This window comes from Runella sp. R0.1_18, from assembly GCF_057652155.1.
In genome coordinates, this window is sequence record NZ_JBYFCK010000001.1 from 159,728 (window position 1) to 174,615 (window position 14,888).

15 protein-coding genes are annotated in these 14,888 nt (G+C 45.0%); 13 read left to right on the forward strand and 2 right to left on the reverse strand.

Features of this window, described 5'->3' with window-relative positions; translation table 11 throughout:
• Positions 1-61 precede the first annotated feature (61 nt).
• Both AC23P2_RS00660 and folK read right to left on the reverse strand, forming a co-directional pair.
• Positions 62-1,432 (reverse strand): flavin monoamine oxidase family protein, encoded by a 1,371-nt coding sequence (locus AC23P2_RS00660; RefSeq protein ID WP_487771412.1) that lies wholly within the window; start codon positions 1,430-1,432, stop codon positions 62-64.
• Between the two features lie 8 nt (positions 1,433-1,440).
• Complete coding sequence (gene folK / locus AC23P2_RS00665) at positions 1,441-1,944, reverse strand: 2-amino-4-hydroxy-6-hydroxymethyldihydropteridine diphosphokinase (protein WP_487771413.1); 504 nt, start codon at positions 1,942-1,944, stop codon at positions 1,441-1,443.
• Between the two features lie 129 nt (positions 1,945-2,073).
• On the opposite strand from folK, the gene AC23P2_RS00670 reads away from it, so the two are divergent.
• The 13 genes from AC23P2_RS00670 to galU all read left to right on the forward strand — a co-directional run bounded on the left by AC23P2_RS00670 (position 2,074) and on the right by galU (position 14,815).
• A complete protein-coding gene (locus tag AC23P2_RS00670; RefSeq protein ID WP_487771414.1) occupies positions 2,074-2,967 on the forward strand; it encodes an alpha/beta hydrolase in 894 nt (297 codons plus the stop codon).
• Positions 2,968-3,067: 100 nt separating this feature from the next.
• Entirely contained in the window at positions 3,068-3,577 is a 510-nt protein-coding gene (locus AC23P2_RS00675; RefSeq protein ID WP_487771415.1) for an RNA polymerase sigma factor, read from the forward strand.
• A gap of 13 nt (positions 3,578-3,590) precedes the next feature.
• A complete protein-coding gene (locus tag AC23P2_RS00680) occupies positions 3,591-4,163 on the forward strand; it encodes a hypothetical protein (protein WP_487771416.1) in 573 nt (190 codons plus the stop codon).
• A 19-nt stretch (positions 4,164-4,182) separates the two neighbouring features.
• Entirely contained in the window at positions 4,183-5,010 is an 828-nt protein-coding gene (locus AC23P2_RS00685) for a DUF4097 family beta strand repeat-containing protein (protein ID WP_487771417.1), read from the forward strand.
• 9 nt (positions 5,011-5,019) lie between these two features.
• A complete protein-coding gene (locus AC23P2_RS00690; RefSeq protein ID WP_487771418.1) occupies positions 5,020-6,309 on the forward strand; it encodes a hypothetical protein in 1,290 nt (429 codons plus the stop codon).
• Between the two features lie 12 nt (positions 6,310-6,321).
• Positions 6,322-7,716, forward strand: a complete 1,395-nt coding sequence (locus AC23P2_RS00695; RefSeq protein ID WP_487771419.1) for a hypothetical protein — start codon at positions 6,322-6,324, stop codon at positions 7,714-7,716.
• Between the two features lie 12 nt (positions 7,717-7,728).
• Positions 7,729-9,192 (forward strand): hypothetical protein, encoded by a 1,464-nt coding sequence (locus tag AC23P2_RS00700; protein WP_487771420.1) that lies wholly within the window; start codon positions 7,729-7,731, stop codon positions 9,190-9,192.
• A 13-nt stretch (positions 9,193-9,205) separates the two neighbouring features.
• A complete protein-coding gene (locus tag AC23P2_RS00705) occupies positions 9,206-10,696 on the forward strand; it encodes a hypothetical protein (RefSeq protein WP_487771421.1) in 1,491 nt (496 codons plus the stop codon).
• Positions 10,697-10,807: 111 nt separating this feature from the next.
• Positions 10,808-11,743 carry a homoserine kinase gene (locus AC23P2_RS00710; protein WP_487771422.1) on the forward strand — a complete coding sequence of 312 codons (936 nt, stop codon included), beginning with the start codon at positions 10,808-10,810 and terminating at the stop codon, positions 11,741-11,743.
• Between the two features lie 27 nt (positions 11,744-11,770).
• Entirely contained in the window at positions 11,771-13,255 is a 1,485-nt protein-coding gene (locus AC23P2_RS00715; RefSeq protein WP_487771423.1) for a M28 family peptidase, read from the forward strand.
• 149 nt (positions 13,256-13,404) lie between these two features.
• On the forward strand, positions 13,405-13,599 hold the full coding sequence (locus tag AC23P2_RS00720; RefSeq protein ID WP_487771424.1) for a hypothetical protein: 195 nt from the start codon (positions 13,405-13,407) through the stop codon (positions 13,597-13,599).
• Entirely contained in the window at positions 13,589-13,765 is a 177-nt protein-coding gene (locus tag AC23P2_RS00725; protein ID WP_487771425.1) for a hypothetical protein, read from the forward strand. The genes AC23P2_RS00720 and AC23P2_RS00725 overlap by 11 nt, the downstream gene beginning before the upstream one ends.
• 174 nt (positions 13,766-13,939) lie before the next feature.
• Positions 13,940-14,815, forward strand: a complete 876-nt coding sequence (galU, locus tag AC23P2_RS00730) for a UTP--glucose-1-phosphate uridylyltransferase GalU (protein ID WP_472490646.1) — start codon at positions 13,940-13,942, stop codon at positions 14,813-14,815.
• Positions 14,816-14,888: the final 73 nt, after the last annotated feature.

Genomic DNA, 14,888 nt, shown 5'->3' on the forward strand with positions numbered 1-14,888 from the left:
CCAAGGGTTGCTCACAACCCGCTCTGGGTGTGGAGGGTTGCTTACAACCCGACCGCTGCAACTATACCACATCCCGCAACAACTCCTCCACAGCGCGGCGGCTTGACTCCATGGCGCCGTGTACGGTTCCGCTGTGGCCACCATAGTGGGTAGCTTCTCCCGCAAAATAGACTTTACGCTGAATAGGCTGCGACAAGGTTTGGCGCGTAAGTAAACCGCCGCCGTTGGGAATTGGGAAAGAGTAAGCGCCTTTGATATAGGGTTCTTTTCCCCAATCCATCACTTTGGCGTTGATCAAGGCCGCCGTAGCAGTTCCTTTTCCGTAAATGGTATCCAATTCTTTTAACAAATTCTGAATAACGACCGTAGAGGTCTGTCCACTGAGCGCTTCGGCTCGTTCACCAGTCACAAACCCTGACAGTACAAACGAAGACGTGCTTCGTCCTGCGGAACTCACCCAATACTCGGGCACTGAGCCCGACGTGTAGATAGAACCCGTATTGGTTTCCCAAAACCGACGGTTAAAGACCAAAGCCACTTTGATGCCCGCGCCCATTCCGATGTTGCGGATGGCCGTGAGCTTAGCTTCGGGCAGTGAGGGGGTAAATTGAATGTCGTTGGCTTGTAAAATCGACAGTGGTACCGTCACAATCACCTTATCTGCAAAACGCCGCTGGGCTTGCGCATCTTCCAAGACGATTGGACTATTGGTAAAATCAATGCGTTTGATTTGTTTATTGAGCACCACTTTAGGAATAACGTTTTTACATTTTTCTTCCAGCAACGACAACAACGAGCGATTGCCCATCAAGTAATTGTCCCTTCCTGCACTCCAAGTTGCTTCGGCCTCGGCTACGCCCAAAAGCCCCAAACGGCTGGCCGAGGTGCCATAATTGTTGGCAATGAGCGCATCAGGAATGTGCCGTACTTTGGCCACCAGCTTGGTGGTTTCCATGAGCTGCGCTAGGGTTGTTTCGTTGCCCGAATACGCCCGTGCCTGCTGAGAAAGCAACATAGCCAAGCGAAAATCGAGGTCGGTATTCCACTGGGCTTCGGTACGAAGTAGAGTGCCTATTTGATAATAATCGGTTCCAGAAGTGGGCAACAACGAAGCGCCTGACTCTTTGGCCCAATCGTACAATGTCGATTTACTCCCACGGATTCTTTCAGCACCCAACTCCACGTCAAAATCAGCCAAACCTTTCAACGGACGAATCCGCCCCCCGATTTGTTCGGCAGCTTCGTAGATGGTGTAATTCGCGCCCTGTTGTTCTAGCAAATAGCCCGCGTACAATCCCGCCGCTCCTGCTCCAATGATGGCAATTTGGCCTTCGTATTTGCGGGGAGCATAGGGGTCTTTGGGTTGGCAATTTTCCAACGCTACGGCTCCCGTGGCGAGCAAAGTATGTTTGATAAAATCGCGACGTTGCATAGTGACAATCAATTGGTTTTAAAACGTTTAAACAAGCTCACAATCCCCTCGTCCGTGCATTCATTGAGCAGTTGTTGGGTTGTTTTTTTTAATAAAGGATGAACAAACTCAGGGGCAATTTCTGCAAGCGGAACCAGCGTAAACTTACGCTGATGTAGCCGTGGATGAGGTACTTCTAGCTCCTCCGATGTCAGTATTTTATTTCCATAAAACAACACATCAATGTCGATAACCCGTGCTCCCCAGCGCAGTCTTCGCTCTCGTCCCAGCTCTTTTTCAATCGCAAGGGCTGCTTGCAATACGCGCTTTGCTTCTTTTTCGGTGGTCAGCGAAATGACCTGATTGAGGTAAGCGGGTTGCTCTTCAACGCCCCAAGGCGCGGTTTCGTACAACGACGATGCTGAAATGACAGGAGCGATTCGCTCCGAAATCAGCGTAATCGCCTTTGAAAGTGTTGCTTCGCGGTCGCCCAAATTGGCACCCAACAACAAAAAAACAGGGTACTGATTCATGCCACAAAGGTAGGTAAGGAACGGAATAATAATACGCCGAAAAATGTAAAATGTCAGACTCAGCAGAAAAGACCTGCTTTTGTCTTTATAAGAAAACGACTTTCATCCTCCATTTTAAACCTAATAACCATGCTACGCTCCGTTTTTCTGTCTCTGTTTTTTTGTATTTCGACCTTTGTAAGCATTGCCCAACAAGAAATACCGTTGTATGCTGGTGCCATTCCCAATGCCAAAGAGGCCACCAACGAAGAAAAACGCACCGCGTCGCAAGTTGTTTCTAATGTTTCGGTACCAACGTTAAGCGTGTTTCTTCCCCCAAAAGACAAAGCAACGGGCACGGCAGTGGTGATTTGTCCAGGCGGAGGTTACGGAGTATTGGTGATAAAACGCGAAGGCTACGATGTGGCCGAGGAGTTTACCAAACGCGGTATTGCGGCTTTTGTGTTGAAATACCGACTCCCCAACGAACGCACCATGATTGACCCGTCCATTGGCCCCCTCCAAGACGCCCAACAGGCGATTAAAACCGTACGCGAACGGGCAAGCGAATGGAACATTAATCCCAAAAAAATCGGAATCATGGGTTTTTCGGCAGGAGGACACTTGGCCTCAACGGCAGGGACTCACTTTGAGCGAACTGTTTTACCTAACCCTCAGGGTACTAGCCTCCGCCCTGATTTTTTAGTACTGGTTTATCCCGTCATTAGTTTTGCCGATGGCGTCGGACACAAGGGTTCTGGGAATAATCTTTTGGGCAAAAATGCCTCCGCCGAACAGCTAACCCGTTACTCCAACGACCTCCAAGTAACCCAAAATACGCCTCCCGCTTTTATCACGCACGCCAGCGACGACACGGTAGTCCCCGTCAAAAATAGCCTACTTTTTTACGAAGCCTTGCAGAAAAACCGCATCTTGAGCGACCTCCACATTTATGCCAAAGGCGAACACGGCTACCTCAAAACGCCATCGTTCGACGAGTGGTTTGGCCGCTGCTTACACTGGCTCGCTACTTCAGGTTTTTAACCATCTCATCCCTTATCTCTCAACGTTTCTCTTTTATTTTTTACTCTTATTCCAACCTTCTGGGTTGTTCGGTTCCTCTTTGTAGTTGAACGTACCACTCATGACTGAAAACGAACTGATTCAACGCTGCCTCCAACACGACCGCTCTGCGCAACGGCTGCTCTATGACCGCTACAAAACGGCCATGTACACCTTGGCGTATCGGATGACGGGCGACTTTGACCAGGCCAATAGTGTATTGCAAGACACGTTTTTGGCCGTTTTTCAAAACTTGAGTCAGTACCGTAGTGAAGCGACGTTGGGAGCTTGGATAAAAGCGATTTTGGTTCGTAAAGCGCACCGAAGTTCTCAGCAAACACCCGCTTATTTATTACTGGAAACGCTCCCCACCGATACGTCGTCGGTCGATTGGGGTAACAATGCTATTGATGCTGCCCACCTCGAAAAAGCCATTTTGAGCCTACCCGAAGGCGCACGGGCGGTATTTGTGCTCATTGAGGTGGAAGGCTACGCCCACCGAGAAGTAGCTGAGTTGTTGGGCGTTTCGGAAGGAACGTCGAAGTCGCAATTAAACTATGCCAAAAAGCGGCTGAGGGAATTGTTAAAATAATAACAAGCGCATTATGTCAGACCTACTCAAACATAAACTACCTACCTACACCCCACCCGAATCGGTTTGGGAGGCGGTGGAACGTGGGTTGGAGGAAGCCCCACTTCAAGAGGCGCTGCATCGGCTGCCTACCCATACGCCTCCCTCCGAACTATGGGCAGCCATCGAGCAAGAACTCCCTCGCCCCGTGATTCGTCGGTCAGGCGGGTGGCAGTACGCGGCAGCGGCGGTAGTCACGGGCTTGTTATTTTTTGTAGGTTACTTTTTGCTACGTTTTCAGCAGGGAGAAAGTAGGGTTACGTACTCCGAAGAGCACATTCCCACAAAGGCGCTCCCGTCGGAAAACATTACCCTCGACCGCCAGTACGAAAAGCTACAGGATTTTTGCAAAACCAAAACAACCGTGTGCGAAAAGCCTGAATTTAAGCACTTAAAACAACAACTCGACGACCTTACCCTGGCGAGTAAACAACTTAAAGAGGCAATTGGTGAATACAACACCGATGCAGCTCTAGCATCGCAGCTTTCAGAAATTGAGCAGGAGCGTGCTCAATTGTTACAAAAACTAGCTGAACGAATCATGTAATTTTCGAACATTAATAGCCATGAAGAATATTTTGCACTTTATCCACAACTTTTCCCCACCTCTCTTTATCCGTTTTGGGTTTCGGGTTTTGCCCTTTGCTCCTTGCTATTGGCCACTTTTGCGGTTTTTCAGTTTTCCATTTAACATTTTGCGGTTCACCCTTTGCCTTTTGCCCTTTTACTCTTCTGCTCAGACGTTGCAGGTGATTACCAAAACAATAGAAAAAACCTTTGAAGTGCCACAATACGCAAAGGTACAGGTATGGGGAGAGCGGAGCGACGTAGAGATAATGACTTGGAATAAAAATGAGATAAAAGCGACCATCGAACTTACCGCAAAACACCCCACCCGCAGCACAGCTGAGAAAGATTTGGAAGCCCTACATTATACCGCCGACCAAAAAGGGAAAACGGTGAGTCTGCATAATTTTGTGGTACTGGCCAAAAACGGAAGTAAGCCCCAATCCAACCTCAAAGCACGTTTTACGTTGTTTGTACCTGCCAATTGCGCCGTAGAAATACAAAACAGTTTTGGGAAGATTTCTATCAAAGGGCTACAAACTCAAACCATTCAGTTGCAAACGGAATTTTGCACCATCGAACTCAATGACTTACGTGGAACATTGACAGCCAGAACGCAGTTTGGTACCTTACGAACGGAGAATTTCAATGGGTTATTGAGCATTTTCTCCGAACGAACCGACCTCGTTTTGCAACAAATCAAAGGCGAGTGTCGCGTACGTGCACAATACGGAAGCCTTGATATTCAAACGGATAAAGCACAAGTAAAACTCGACGTAGAAACCAAAAACACCGAACTCCGCAACGGCACCGTTGCCAAACAATAAATCAAAGCCATGAAAAAAGCATTCACCCTCCTCTATTCGACACTCCTCGTTGTCATTCCGACCTTAGGAGGAATCTTTTCCGCCTTCGCCCAAGGGAGCGCTGACTCCGTCCGTATCACCCACACGCAGGAAGCGGGTACGCTGGAAAAGCAGCGGTTTATTGACCGCTATGACTATGTGTTTATGACGAAGGAGCCGACCAAGTGGATGCTGAAGCTGGCAGGAACTTCAAGCCAAACCCATGGCGGTTTAGTTGGAAGTTACGAATATAAACTATCCCCTTCCGTATCCTTAGGAGCAGGAGCTTACTTTAGATCAATATCGTCAGGCTTGGGTACTGACGCTGGTATTTTTGGCGAAGTACGTTATTATTACGATATGCGAAAACGCATAATTGAAGGCAAAAACGCTAATAATTTTACAGGTAATTATTTTGCTTTGACCTACACAAAAGCTTTTTCTCAAGGAAGTACGGGGGGATTTACTGGCACAGGCTTTGGAGAATATATTCCCGTCGTTGGAATGACAAGTGCCACCGAACTTCGTTGGGGAATGCAACGTCGATTTTTTAATCATGGGTTAGTGGATTTTGGCGTTGGAGCTGGAATAAAAAACGCTAATCGAATAGGTGCTACAAACTTGGCTCAATCAGAGGTATTTATTCAAACATTTTGGAATACATCACTTGCCTTTGGTGACTTCAAAACAAAAACACTTCCTCCTCCCTGCGATGTCCTCAAATGTTATGAAACCTCCCAAAGTCTATGGAAAATAGCTTGGCCTAATTTGTCAATTGGAACACGAAACCAAACGCTCTTAACATCTTTGGCTTTTGAAAGGCAGATTGGAACCTCACCTTTTTCTATCAATTTTCAAAACAACTTGCTTTGGCAAAGATGGACTTGGAATGCTGTTCCAAGAGACTCTGCTAGTTTATCAGGAAAAGTAAATGATATGCGTTTTCTTTCAACTACTTACCTTCAAGCTCGATTTTATTTAAGTAAACTCAAACGAACTCTACAGCCTAAATCGTCACTTTCAGGATTTTATGTCGGTGCATCTCTCATGCACGTATATGAAAGAATAAACTATACACATGGAAAGGAAAGAGTTAAACTCACCAGATACCACGGCATAGAAGTTGGCCCCACTATTGGATTCCAAATGAAAGTTTTTAAAAACAATTACCTCGACCTTGGACTCACGGTCGGAAAAACAATTTATCGATTTGATAAAAACAGCACTTCTGAAGGTCTTCATGGTTTTCGTCCTAGTTTCAAAATTGGTTTTACTTTTTAACCTCTCAGCACCATGAAAAAAGCATTCACCCTCCTCTATTCGACACTCTGCCTTCTGCACTCGACACTCCTCTTTGTCATTCCGACCTTAGGAGGAATCTCTTCCGCATTCGCCCAAGGTAGTACCGACTCCGTCCGTATTTCCCACTCCGAGGAAACAGGTACGCTGGAGAAACAGCGCTTTATTGACCGTTATGACTATGTGTTTATGACGAAGGAGACGACCAAGTGGATGCTGAAAGGCTATTTATCAGCCAGTCCTGTTCCTCGTTTGCAATTACGAGGGCCAAGCAATGAAATCTCAGGGAGCCTACCTAGTTCGTTATCCTATGCTTTTGGCTATGAACATAAAATTGGCTCCTCCTTCTCCATTGATGTAGGTTTAAGCGGGGGCTACATTAATGACTTTCAATGGTCATCTCATTTTGCCAGCGCCGAAATCCGCTGGTTTTATGATATGAAAAAACGCTTACAGAAAGGTTTACAAGCCAACAATCTAACAGGTTCGTATATAGGTTTTAAATACGGACAAGCGTTTAAAATCCCTTCTATTAAGTTTGTAAGCACGTTACTACAAGTACCATTTATCGGAAACCAATCCAATGAGTGGTATAAGAATTCTCAAATTTTTGTTTTAAAATTAGGTACTCAAAAAAGATTTTTCGAGCGAGGGTTTGCCGACTTCTCTATCAATATCGGGCGCACTACCTACGATTTGACCCTACCTAATCAATCCAGTATCAATATTCCCGCCCCCAAAGATGAATGGTTTTTATTTTCGGATGTAAAATTTGGTTTAGGGTTTACATCTGCCCCAAAAACAGCCGCTCTTAATGCCAGCGATTGCAACGTTTGGAAGTGCTTTAAAGAAGAAAATCAACTTTTTAAAATCAATATCGCCTCACCTTTCACCCTTACCAATCGCCAATTTAACTTCTCGCTCCCCATTTCGTATGAAAGAAAAATTGCCAAATCTGCTTGGTCAATCAATACGGAGTTAAATCTGTCTTTTTCATACTTGAGCCGAAAAGCACTCCAATCATTTGGCTCACAATTTTTGGTGGCTGGCAGTGCCTTTTTAGTACAGCCTAGGTACTATTACAACTTAAAGAAGCGAATACGTGAAGGGAAATCGGCCAATAACCTTTCGGGCAACTACTTTGCTATTATGGGCAGTCAACTGTTATCTTTTAGCGACATGGACTATAATCCTGTTTTTCAATTGAAACGAGAAACACATTGGAGTAACACCAGAGCGGCCTACGCGACCTGGGGAATGCAAAGAAGGATATTTGAGAAAGGCTTTTTTGATTTTCAGCTCGGATTGCTCTACAAGGAACGCTCTACAACTAAGAATCAGCCAATTTTTGAACCTTACAGCAGTTTCAAACTCGGCTTCGCCCTCTAACCACCCCAAGCCATGAAAAAAGCACTAACCGCTCTCTATTCGACCCTCTGCCTTCTGCACTCGACACTCCTCTTTGTCATTCCGACCGTAGGAGGAATCTCTTCCGCATTCGCCCAAGGGAGTGCTGATTCCGTCCGTATCACCCACACGCAGGAAGCGGGTACGCGGGAAAAACAGCGGTTTATTGACCGTTATGACTATGTGTTTATGACGAAGAAGCCGACCAAGTGGATGGGAAAAATATTTACAAATTTAAGTGCATTTGAAGTGCCAAAATCCATTGACAAAGACTATTTTAGAAATAATACCGACTTGCGTGTAGGGGTAGAACACAAAGTAACCCCTTCTTTTTCAGTCGGTTTAGACATTGCTCGAAACCAATTTTCTCCGTTTCGAAAAGCTTCTTTTTATGATAAAAACCCATCTAAGGCATACATCTATGTATTCGGCCATAACCCACCTGTGGCTCGTTGGGTTACGTCAGTCGATTTAAAATGGTACTATGACATGGCATTGCGCATTCGACAAGGTAAAAGTGTGAATAATTTTTCTGGCAATTATTTCTCACTTAAATTTGAAAAGGCATGGAATGAGGAAAATTTTAGAAGCTTTGTAACAAGAAACAACGATACTGATTATTATGCCCAATATTATTCTCATCAGTTTAGTTTATCCTACGGGATACAACGTCGTTTTTTTCAATTTGGACTTGCCGACTTTTCCATTTCTCTCAATAGAAGCACCGATCAGATTGTACACCGCAAATTAAGCTCTCTAGACAACAATACTCCTATCAAATTTCCGATTCAGTGGAGTACTATCAAAGAAGAAATCTTCTACAAACCCGACCATAATTGGTCTATCTCCACCAATTTTAAAGTCGGCATTGCATTTGCTGATATTGTCAAAGGCGTACAAACCCCTTACTGTGAAGCTTTTCAATGTTTGGTCAACGAGCAGTCTTTATGGAAATTTAGCTGGCCACAATTACGTTTAAGTCCTGTATCTCAAACCATTAATGGGAGTATCGGGTTCGAACAAAAAATATTGCGCTCTTCTTTTTCGCTCAATACATACTGGAACTATTCGCTAAACCACCGTAGGCAAGATAGTTTTTTCGAAACAACTCCTACGCTACCTTTCACTTATAGCATTGTCAACTTCATCAATCTCCAACCACGATGGTACTTTCTAATGCGTACACTCAACAAAGCAGGAAAAGTTGGGAATAATTTATCAGGCCCTTATGCTGGCTTAAACATACTTACTGCTGGAACTTATTCTAAATCCAAATCACTCCAACTCCCATTTAGATACTGCTATACGGGGATATTAGTGGGCTTTCAACAAAAAATATTCAATCGTGGCTTTATTGATATTAGCTTATCAAAACCTTTTCACGAATCCGCGAAAAGTCTAACAGCGTTTTATAATAAAAGACCCGTTTTTGACTTCAAACTCGGCTTCGCCCTCTAACCACCCACAAGCCATGAAAAAAACACTAACTGTCCTCTATTCGACCCTCTGCCTTCTGCACTCGACACTCCTTTTTGTCATTCCGACCTTAGGAGGAATCTCTTCCGCATTCGCCCAAGGGAGCGCTGATTCCATCCGCATTACCCACACGCAGGAAGCGGGTACGCTCGAAAAGCAGCGCTTTATTGACCGCTACGACTATGTGTTTATGACGAAGGAACCGACCAAGTGGATGCTGAAAGGGTACACCAACACCTCTAACCTGTTCATTTCTAATTACTTTCTATTTAATCAAATTTTTAAAATATTCTTGGACTGGCGAATTGGAGCTGAATACAAAATCACCCCTTCCTTTTCGATTGGAATAAACTTAGCCCACAATAAAGAAGCTCCTTTTGGGGGCAACCAACTTAATTATTCGATTTTTTTTCCTGACCGTAGCCCTATCCAAAATACATGGGTGGGCTCTACTCAACTTCGGTGGTACTACGATATGGCACGCCGCATCAAAGAAGGAAAAAGTAGCAATAATTTTTCTGGAAACTATATCGCTTTACACTACGAAAAAGCATGGCACAACGAAGCCTTTGAAATCAATGGCTTTACAAAATGGAGCAGTCAACCAGGCTATACTGACTATTTTTCTCGCTACTACGACTCTCAAATCAGCCTCCAATACGGCGTACAACGTCGCTTTTTTAGGCACGGACTCATTGATTTCACCACCTCACTCAACTACGATTTCCATCAACAAATACACCAAACCACCACCTTTCTGGACGGGAATAACGCCAATTTCAATCCTGACAACACTAAAAGCAGCACTGACTATACCTCCAAAGGCCAATGGTCTTTGAATACTAATTTAAAACTGGGCTTCGCCTTAGCTGATTTTAAAGAAAGAACCAAAGCCCCGATGTGCGACGTATTTCGTTGCTATGAAGCCACCAAAAACCAATGGAAAATCGAGTGGCCCCGTATTCGACTCAGTCCATCTTCGCAGTCGTTTTCTAGTTCAATCGGATATGAGACAAAAATTACAAACTCCTCCTTTTCGCTCAACTCTGCTCTCAACTTTTCAGTAACTAATATTGCCAAGCAAGATGTACGGATTTATAACAGTATGGCTTCTACACCCCAATATATCTATGATTACTCTGGCCTGTCCATCAACAGCTTACTCATTATTCAGCCGAGATGGTATTTTTTGATGAAGCGCCAAGTGCAACGTGGAAAAGCGGGTAATAATTTGTCGGGTGTCTATGCTGGGTTTAGCAACATTATCGAAGGTAACTATGGTAAATACAAGAATAGTCAAGAAATAAGCTATTACCGTTTCCGTCCACGATTTGTATGTAGTTCTCTGGCCCTAGGCTATCAGCAAAATGTTTTTACCAACGGCTTTTTTGATGTAGGGATTTCAAAGTCATTCATTGAAAATCGTTCTCGTCATCCATATTTCAGCACGCTCAATCTTGACCTTCGACTTGGCTTCGCCTTTTAATCTTCGCCTTCATTCTGCATCTCACGGCACGGCTTTTGAAGTCGTGCTGTTTTTTTAGGTTTTTATGTACTTTTGTCAAATTATCACTCCGCCTTATCATCTGATTGACACATGGATTACATTAAAGCATTTGCCCCAGCTACTGTTGCCAACGTAGCCTGCGGGTTTGATATTTTTGGATTTGCCCTCGACCAACCTGGCGACATCGTCGAACTTCGCAAACGCGACGAACCTGGGGTGGTTATCAAAGATATTATCGGCGACAACGGCCGTCTTCCCCGCAATCCCGAACGTAACGCCGTGACGGTGGTCATGCTCAAGTTTTTACAACACATTGGGTCTAACCAAGGCGTAGAAGTAGTTTTACACAAAAACATGCCATTAGGAAGCGGAATGGGCTCAAGTTCAGCGAGTTCGGTCGTTGGGGTATTTGCCATCAATGAACTATTGGGAAGTCCACTTTCCCGCCAAGAGTTACTACCGTTTGCAATGGAAGGTGAGCGAATTGCCTGCGGAGCTGCCCACGCCGACAACGTTGGGCCTTCGCTGTTAGGCGGCTTTGTCGTCATCCGCAGTTATAACCCTCTCGATGTATTTAAGGTAAAAGTCCCCAACGAACTCTACTGCACCCTCGTTCACCCCGACGTGGAAGTCAATACCAAAGACGCCCGTTACATTTTACGCAACGAGGTTTCGCTCAAAAATACCATTTCTCAAATGGGCAACGTGGCGGGGCTAATTGCGGGCTTGATGCAAGAAGATTACGATTTGGTGAGTCGCTCTATGGTGGATGTGATTATCGAACCCGTACGCTCGATTCTCATTCCTGAGTTTGACCACGTAAAACAAGCCGCCCTCGACAACGGAGCGCTGGGTTGCAGCATTTCGGGGGCGGGGCCTTCGATGTTTGCTTTGAGCCGTGGCCGCGAAACCGCCGACCGTGTTGCCAAAGCCATGAGTGAAGCGTTCGGAAGTGTCGGTATCACTACCAAAAGCTACGTTTCTCAAATCAACCAAGACGGGCCAAAGATTTTGGAATGTGCGTAAATAAACCAATCATCAACATACATTTCTATGCGTTTTAGTAGTAAAAGCACTGCCATTTTGTTTGCCTTGGCGTCGCAATTCGCGGTAGCACAAGCACCCAAAAAGTTACCCGAAACCCAATATCCTCGGGCGGAAGTTGAAATGCACATGCGCTTTTTAGCTTCGGACGAACTACAAGGCCGCCGCACGGGCGAACAGGGCAATTTGGTAGCATCGCGCTACATCGCCGAGCAATTTCGCGTTTTGGGCATCAAACCCGCTCCTGGCCAAACTGATTATTTACAGTCGGTTCCTTTTGCCATTCAGAAATCAGCGAAAGAGGGCGTACTCATTGCCAACAACGACACCTTACGGGTCAACAAAGAATTTGTGATTTTGGGCAGTGCCCCTGCCAACCTCACCGCCGACATTGTTTTTGTAGGCTATGGCCTAGCCGACGACTATAAAACCGATGTAAAAGGCAAAATTGTGGTGGCTCAGATTGGAACGCCCGACTCCAAAACACCCCAAGAACTATTTACAGCATCCAACGAAAAACGAAAATTAGCGACGCAAAAAGGAGCTGCATTGTTGATAGAGTTGTTTACGGCACAAATCCCTTGGTCGTTTGCTTCTCGCTATTTTGGAGGAGAAAAAACAAGCCTTGACAACGGCTTAGGTGACGCTGTGGCGCACGTGTGGGTCAATGGACAACAGAAAAAATATGCCGATTTGTTTAAAAGTGGTGCTACCCAAGCTACCTTCAAAACCACTGGCCGCGAGCAAACCTCCGTCAAATCGCACAATGTAGTAGGGGTGATTGAAGGTACTGACCCTGTCCTTAAAAACGAATATGTGGTGGTAACCGCGCACTTCGACCACGTCGGAATGGGCAAAAAAGGAGGGAATACTTATACCGCTGCTGATAGTATTTTCAACGGTGCGCGCGACAATGCCTTCGGAACGGTGGCTATGCTTACAGCGGCCAAAACTCTATCGCTCAAGCCTACCAAACGTTCGATTTTGTTGATTGCCTACACGGGCGAAGAAGTGGGTTTGTTGGGAAGTAAATATTACGCAGAGCATCCGCTCGTGCCGCTCAACCAATGCGTTTTTAACCTCAACAGCGACGGTGCGGGCTACGCCGACAAAACGCTTGTATCCGTCATTGGGCTTAACCGCACCAACTGCAAAGCCGAAATCGAAGCGGGTTGCAAAGCATTTGGATTAGGTGTTTTTGGAGACCCGTCGCCCGAGCAAGGGTTATTTGACCGCTCAGACAATGTTAGTTTAGCGGCTAAAGGTATTCCTGCTCCTGATTTTGCCCCTGGTTTTAAGAGCTTCGACGGCGAAATTGCCAAGTATTACCACCAAGCCGCCGACAACCCGGACTCGGTCGATTTTGATTATTTGCTCAAATTCTGCCAATCGTTTGCCTATACAGCTCGTCTCATTGGCAACAAATCAGAAAAACCGTACTGGATTTCAGGCGACAAATACGAACCTGCCGCAAAAGCGTTGTATGGGAAATAAGTAGTTGTTTTTAGTAATTTTAGACGAGACTTTCCAAGTTTATAACTCTTCTGATTATCAACAGTATAAGCCTAAAACTTGGAAAGTCTATTTTTGCACAAATACTTAAGTAGTTGTTTTTAGTAATTTTGTTAAAAACTGAAAAAACAATGGTTGAAACTAAGACCCGACAAAAAGCACATGAACTAATCGACAGTGTCGAAGATGAGACTATTTTAGAAATTGTCGTCGCCCTACTCAAGAGGGAACTTGAACGCGAATACACTGCCAATGATTACCGCAAATCGGCAGTTATAAACGGCAATCGAATACTCGCTAAATCACTCCGAAACTATGAAGGGTAAGGTTTCCCAATGGGAAGTTATTGAGGTTAATTTCCAAATGCCTGATGGTCGCTTTTTACCTCACCCAGCCTTGGTTATATCCAATGAGGAGCTTTTTCAAGATGAAGAATTCTTCTACGCAGTATTAATGACAACCAAGAATTTTTTTTCCAAAATATACGATTGAAATCAAGGCTGAAATGCTTACAAAGGCATCTTCTCGCCAAGGTTATTTCGCTACCCATATTGTTGGGATGTTCAACATGGATAGCGTTTTAAAGAAACAAAACACTTTTTTGAAACCCGAATATTGTGATTTTGTCAGAAGCAAAATCATACGTTCTATTTTTTAATCCCCACAATGATTCGTAAAGCCGTTATACCCGCCGCAGGTTTAGGTACTCGATTTTTACCTGCAACTAAGTCTCAACCCAAGGAAATGCTTCCTATCATCGATACCCCTACGATTCAATACGTAGTACAAGAAGCGGTGGATTCGGGAATTGAGGATATTCTTATTATTACTGGCCGTGGAAAACGCGCCATCGAAGACCATTTCGACCGTAATGTGGAATTGGAAGCAAAACTCGAAGAAAAACAAGACGAATTGCTCTGGAACGAAATGCGCCGCCTTTCGGACATGGCCAATATCCACTACGTTCGCCAAAGGGAAACCAATGGACTGGGTGATGCCATCTATTACGCCAAACAACACGTTGGGAACGAGCCTTTTGCCGTGCTTCTGGGGGATACCATCATGGATTCGGTGATTCCTGTTACGCAACAACTCATCGACACTTACGAGCAATACCAAAGCACAGTAATCGCCGTCGAAACGGTTCCGCGTGAGAAAGTAAACCGTTATGGCATTGTGGGTGGCGAAGCTTTGAGCGAAACCATTATGAAACTCGATAGCCTCATCGAAAAGCCTTCGATTGAGTCTGCACCGTCTAACCTTGCGATTGCGGGGCGTTATATTCTTTCGCCCGAAATTTTTACGGCGATTGAGCAAACAGGTAAAGGAAAAGGGGGGGAAATTCAGTTGACTGACTCCTTCCAAATCTTACTCCGTCGGGAAAATATCTACGCGCACCGCATCGAAGGCGAACGCCACGATATTGGCAATAAACTTGATTTCTTAAAAACCACCGTCAAATTTGCGCTCAAACGTAAGGAGTTTTCGGCTCCTTTCTTGAAGTTCTTGCGCGAAACGTTGGCGGAATATGATGTAAAATAAATCGTTAAAAGTTGTTATCCGTTAATTGTTATCTGGAATTCAAACGATTAACAGATAACGGTTAACTTTTAAC

What these genes read in the sequence shown, in the direction of transcription:
- AC23P2_RS00720 (WP_487771424.1), top strand. Translation starts at nt 13,405, where the DNA reads ATGGTTGAAACTAAGACCCGACAAAAAGCACATGAACTAATCGACAGT.
- AC23P2_RS00660 (WP_487771412.1), bottom strand. Translation starts at nt 1,432, where the DNA reads ATGCAACGTCGCGATTTTATCAAACATACTTTGCTCGCCACGGGAGCC.
- AC23P2_RS00670 (WP_487771414.1), top strand. Translation starts at nt 2,074, where the DNA reads ATGCTACGCTCCGTTTTTCTGTCTCTGTTTTTTTGTATTTCGACCTTT.
- AC23P2_RS00705 (WP_487771421.1), top strand. Translation starts at nt 9,206, where the DNA reads ATGAAAAAAACACTAACTGTCCTCTATTCGACCCTCTGCCTTCTGCAC.
- AC23P2_RS00700 (WP_487771420.1), top strand. Translation starts at nt 7,729, where the DNA reads ATGAAAAAAGCACTAACCGCTCTCTATTCGACCCTCTGCCTTCTGCAC.
- AC23P2_RS00685 (WP_487771417.1), top strand. Translation starts at nt 4,183, where the DNA reads ATGAAGAATATTTTGCACTTTATCCACAACTTTTCCCCACCTCTCTTT.
- AC23P2_RS00680 (WP_487771416.1), top strand. Translation starts at nt 3,591, where the DNA reads ATGTCAGACCTACTCAAACATAAACTACCTACCTACACCCCACCCGAA.
- AC23P2_RS00675 (WP_487771415.1), top strand. Translation starts at nt 3,068, where the DNA reads ATGACTGAAAACGAACTGATTCAACGCTGCCTCCAACACGACCGCTCT.
- galU (WP_472490646.1), top strand. Translation starts at nt 13,940, where the DNA reads ATGATTCGTAAAGCCGTTATACCCGCCGCAGGTTTAGGTACTCGATTT.
- AC23P2_RS00715 (WP_487771423.1), top strand. Translation starts at nt 11,771, where the DNA reads ATGCGTTTTAGTAGTAAAAGCACTGCCATTTTGTTTGCCTTGGCGTCG.
- folK (WP_487771413.1), bottom strand. Translation starts at nt 1,944, where the DNA reads ATGAATCAGTACCCTGTTTTTTTGTTGTTGGGTGCCAATTTGGGCGAC.
- AC23P2_RS00695 (WP_487771419.1), top strand. Translation starts at nt 6,322, where the DNA reads ATGAAAAAAGCATTCACCCTCCTCTATTCGACACTCTGCCTTCTGCAC.
- AC23P2_RS00725 (WP_487771425.1), top strand. Translation starts at nt 13,589, where the DNA reads ATGAAGGGTAAGGTTTCCCAATGGGAAGTTATTGAGGTTAATTTCCAA.
- AC23P2_RS00710 (WP_487771422.1), top strand. Translation starts at nt 10,808, where the DNA reads ATGGATTACATTAAAGCATTTGCCCCAGCTACTGTTGCCAACGTAGCC.
- AC23P2_RS00690 (WP_487771418.1), top strand. Translation starts at nt 5,020, where the DNA reads ATGAAAAAAGCATTCACCCTCCTCTATTCGACACTCCTCGTTGTCATT.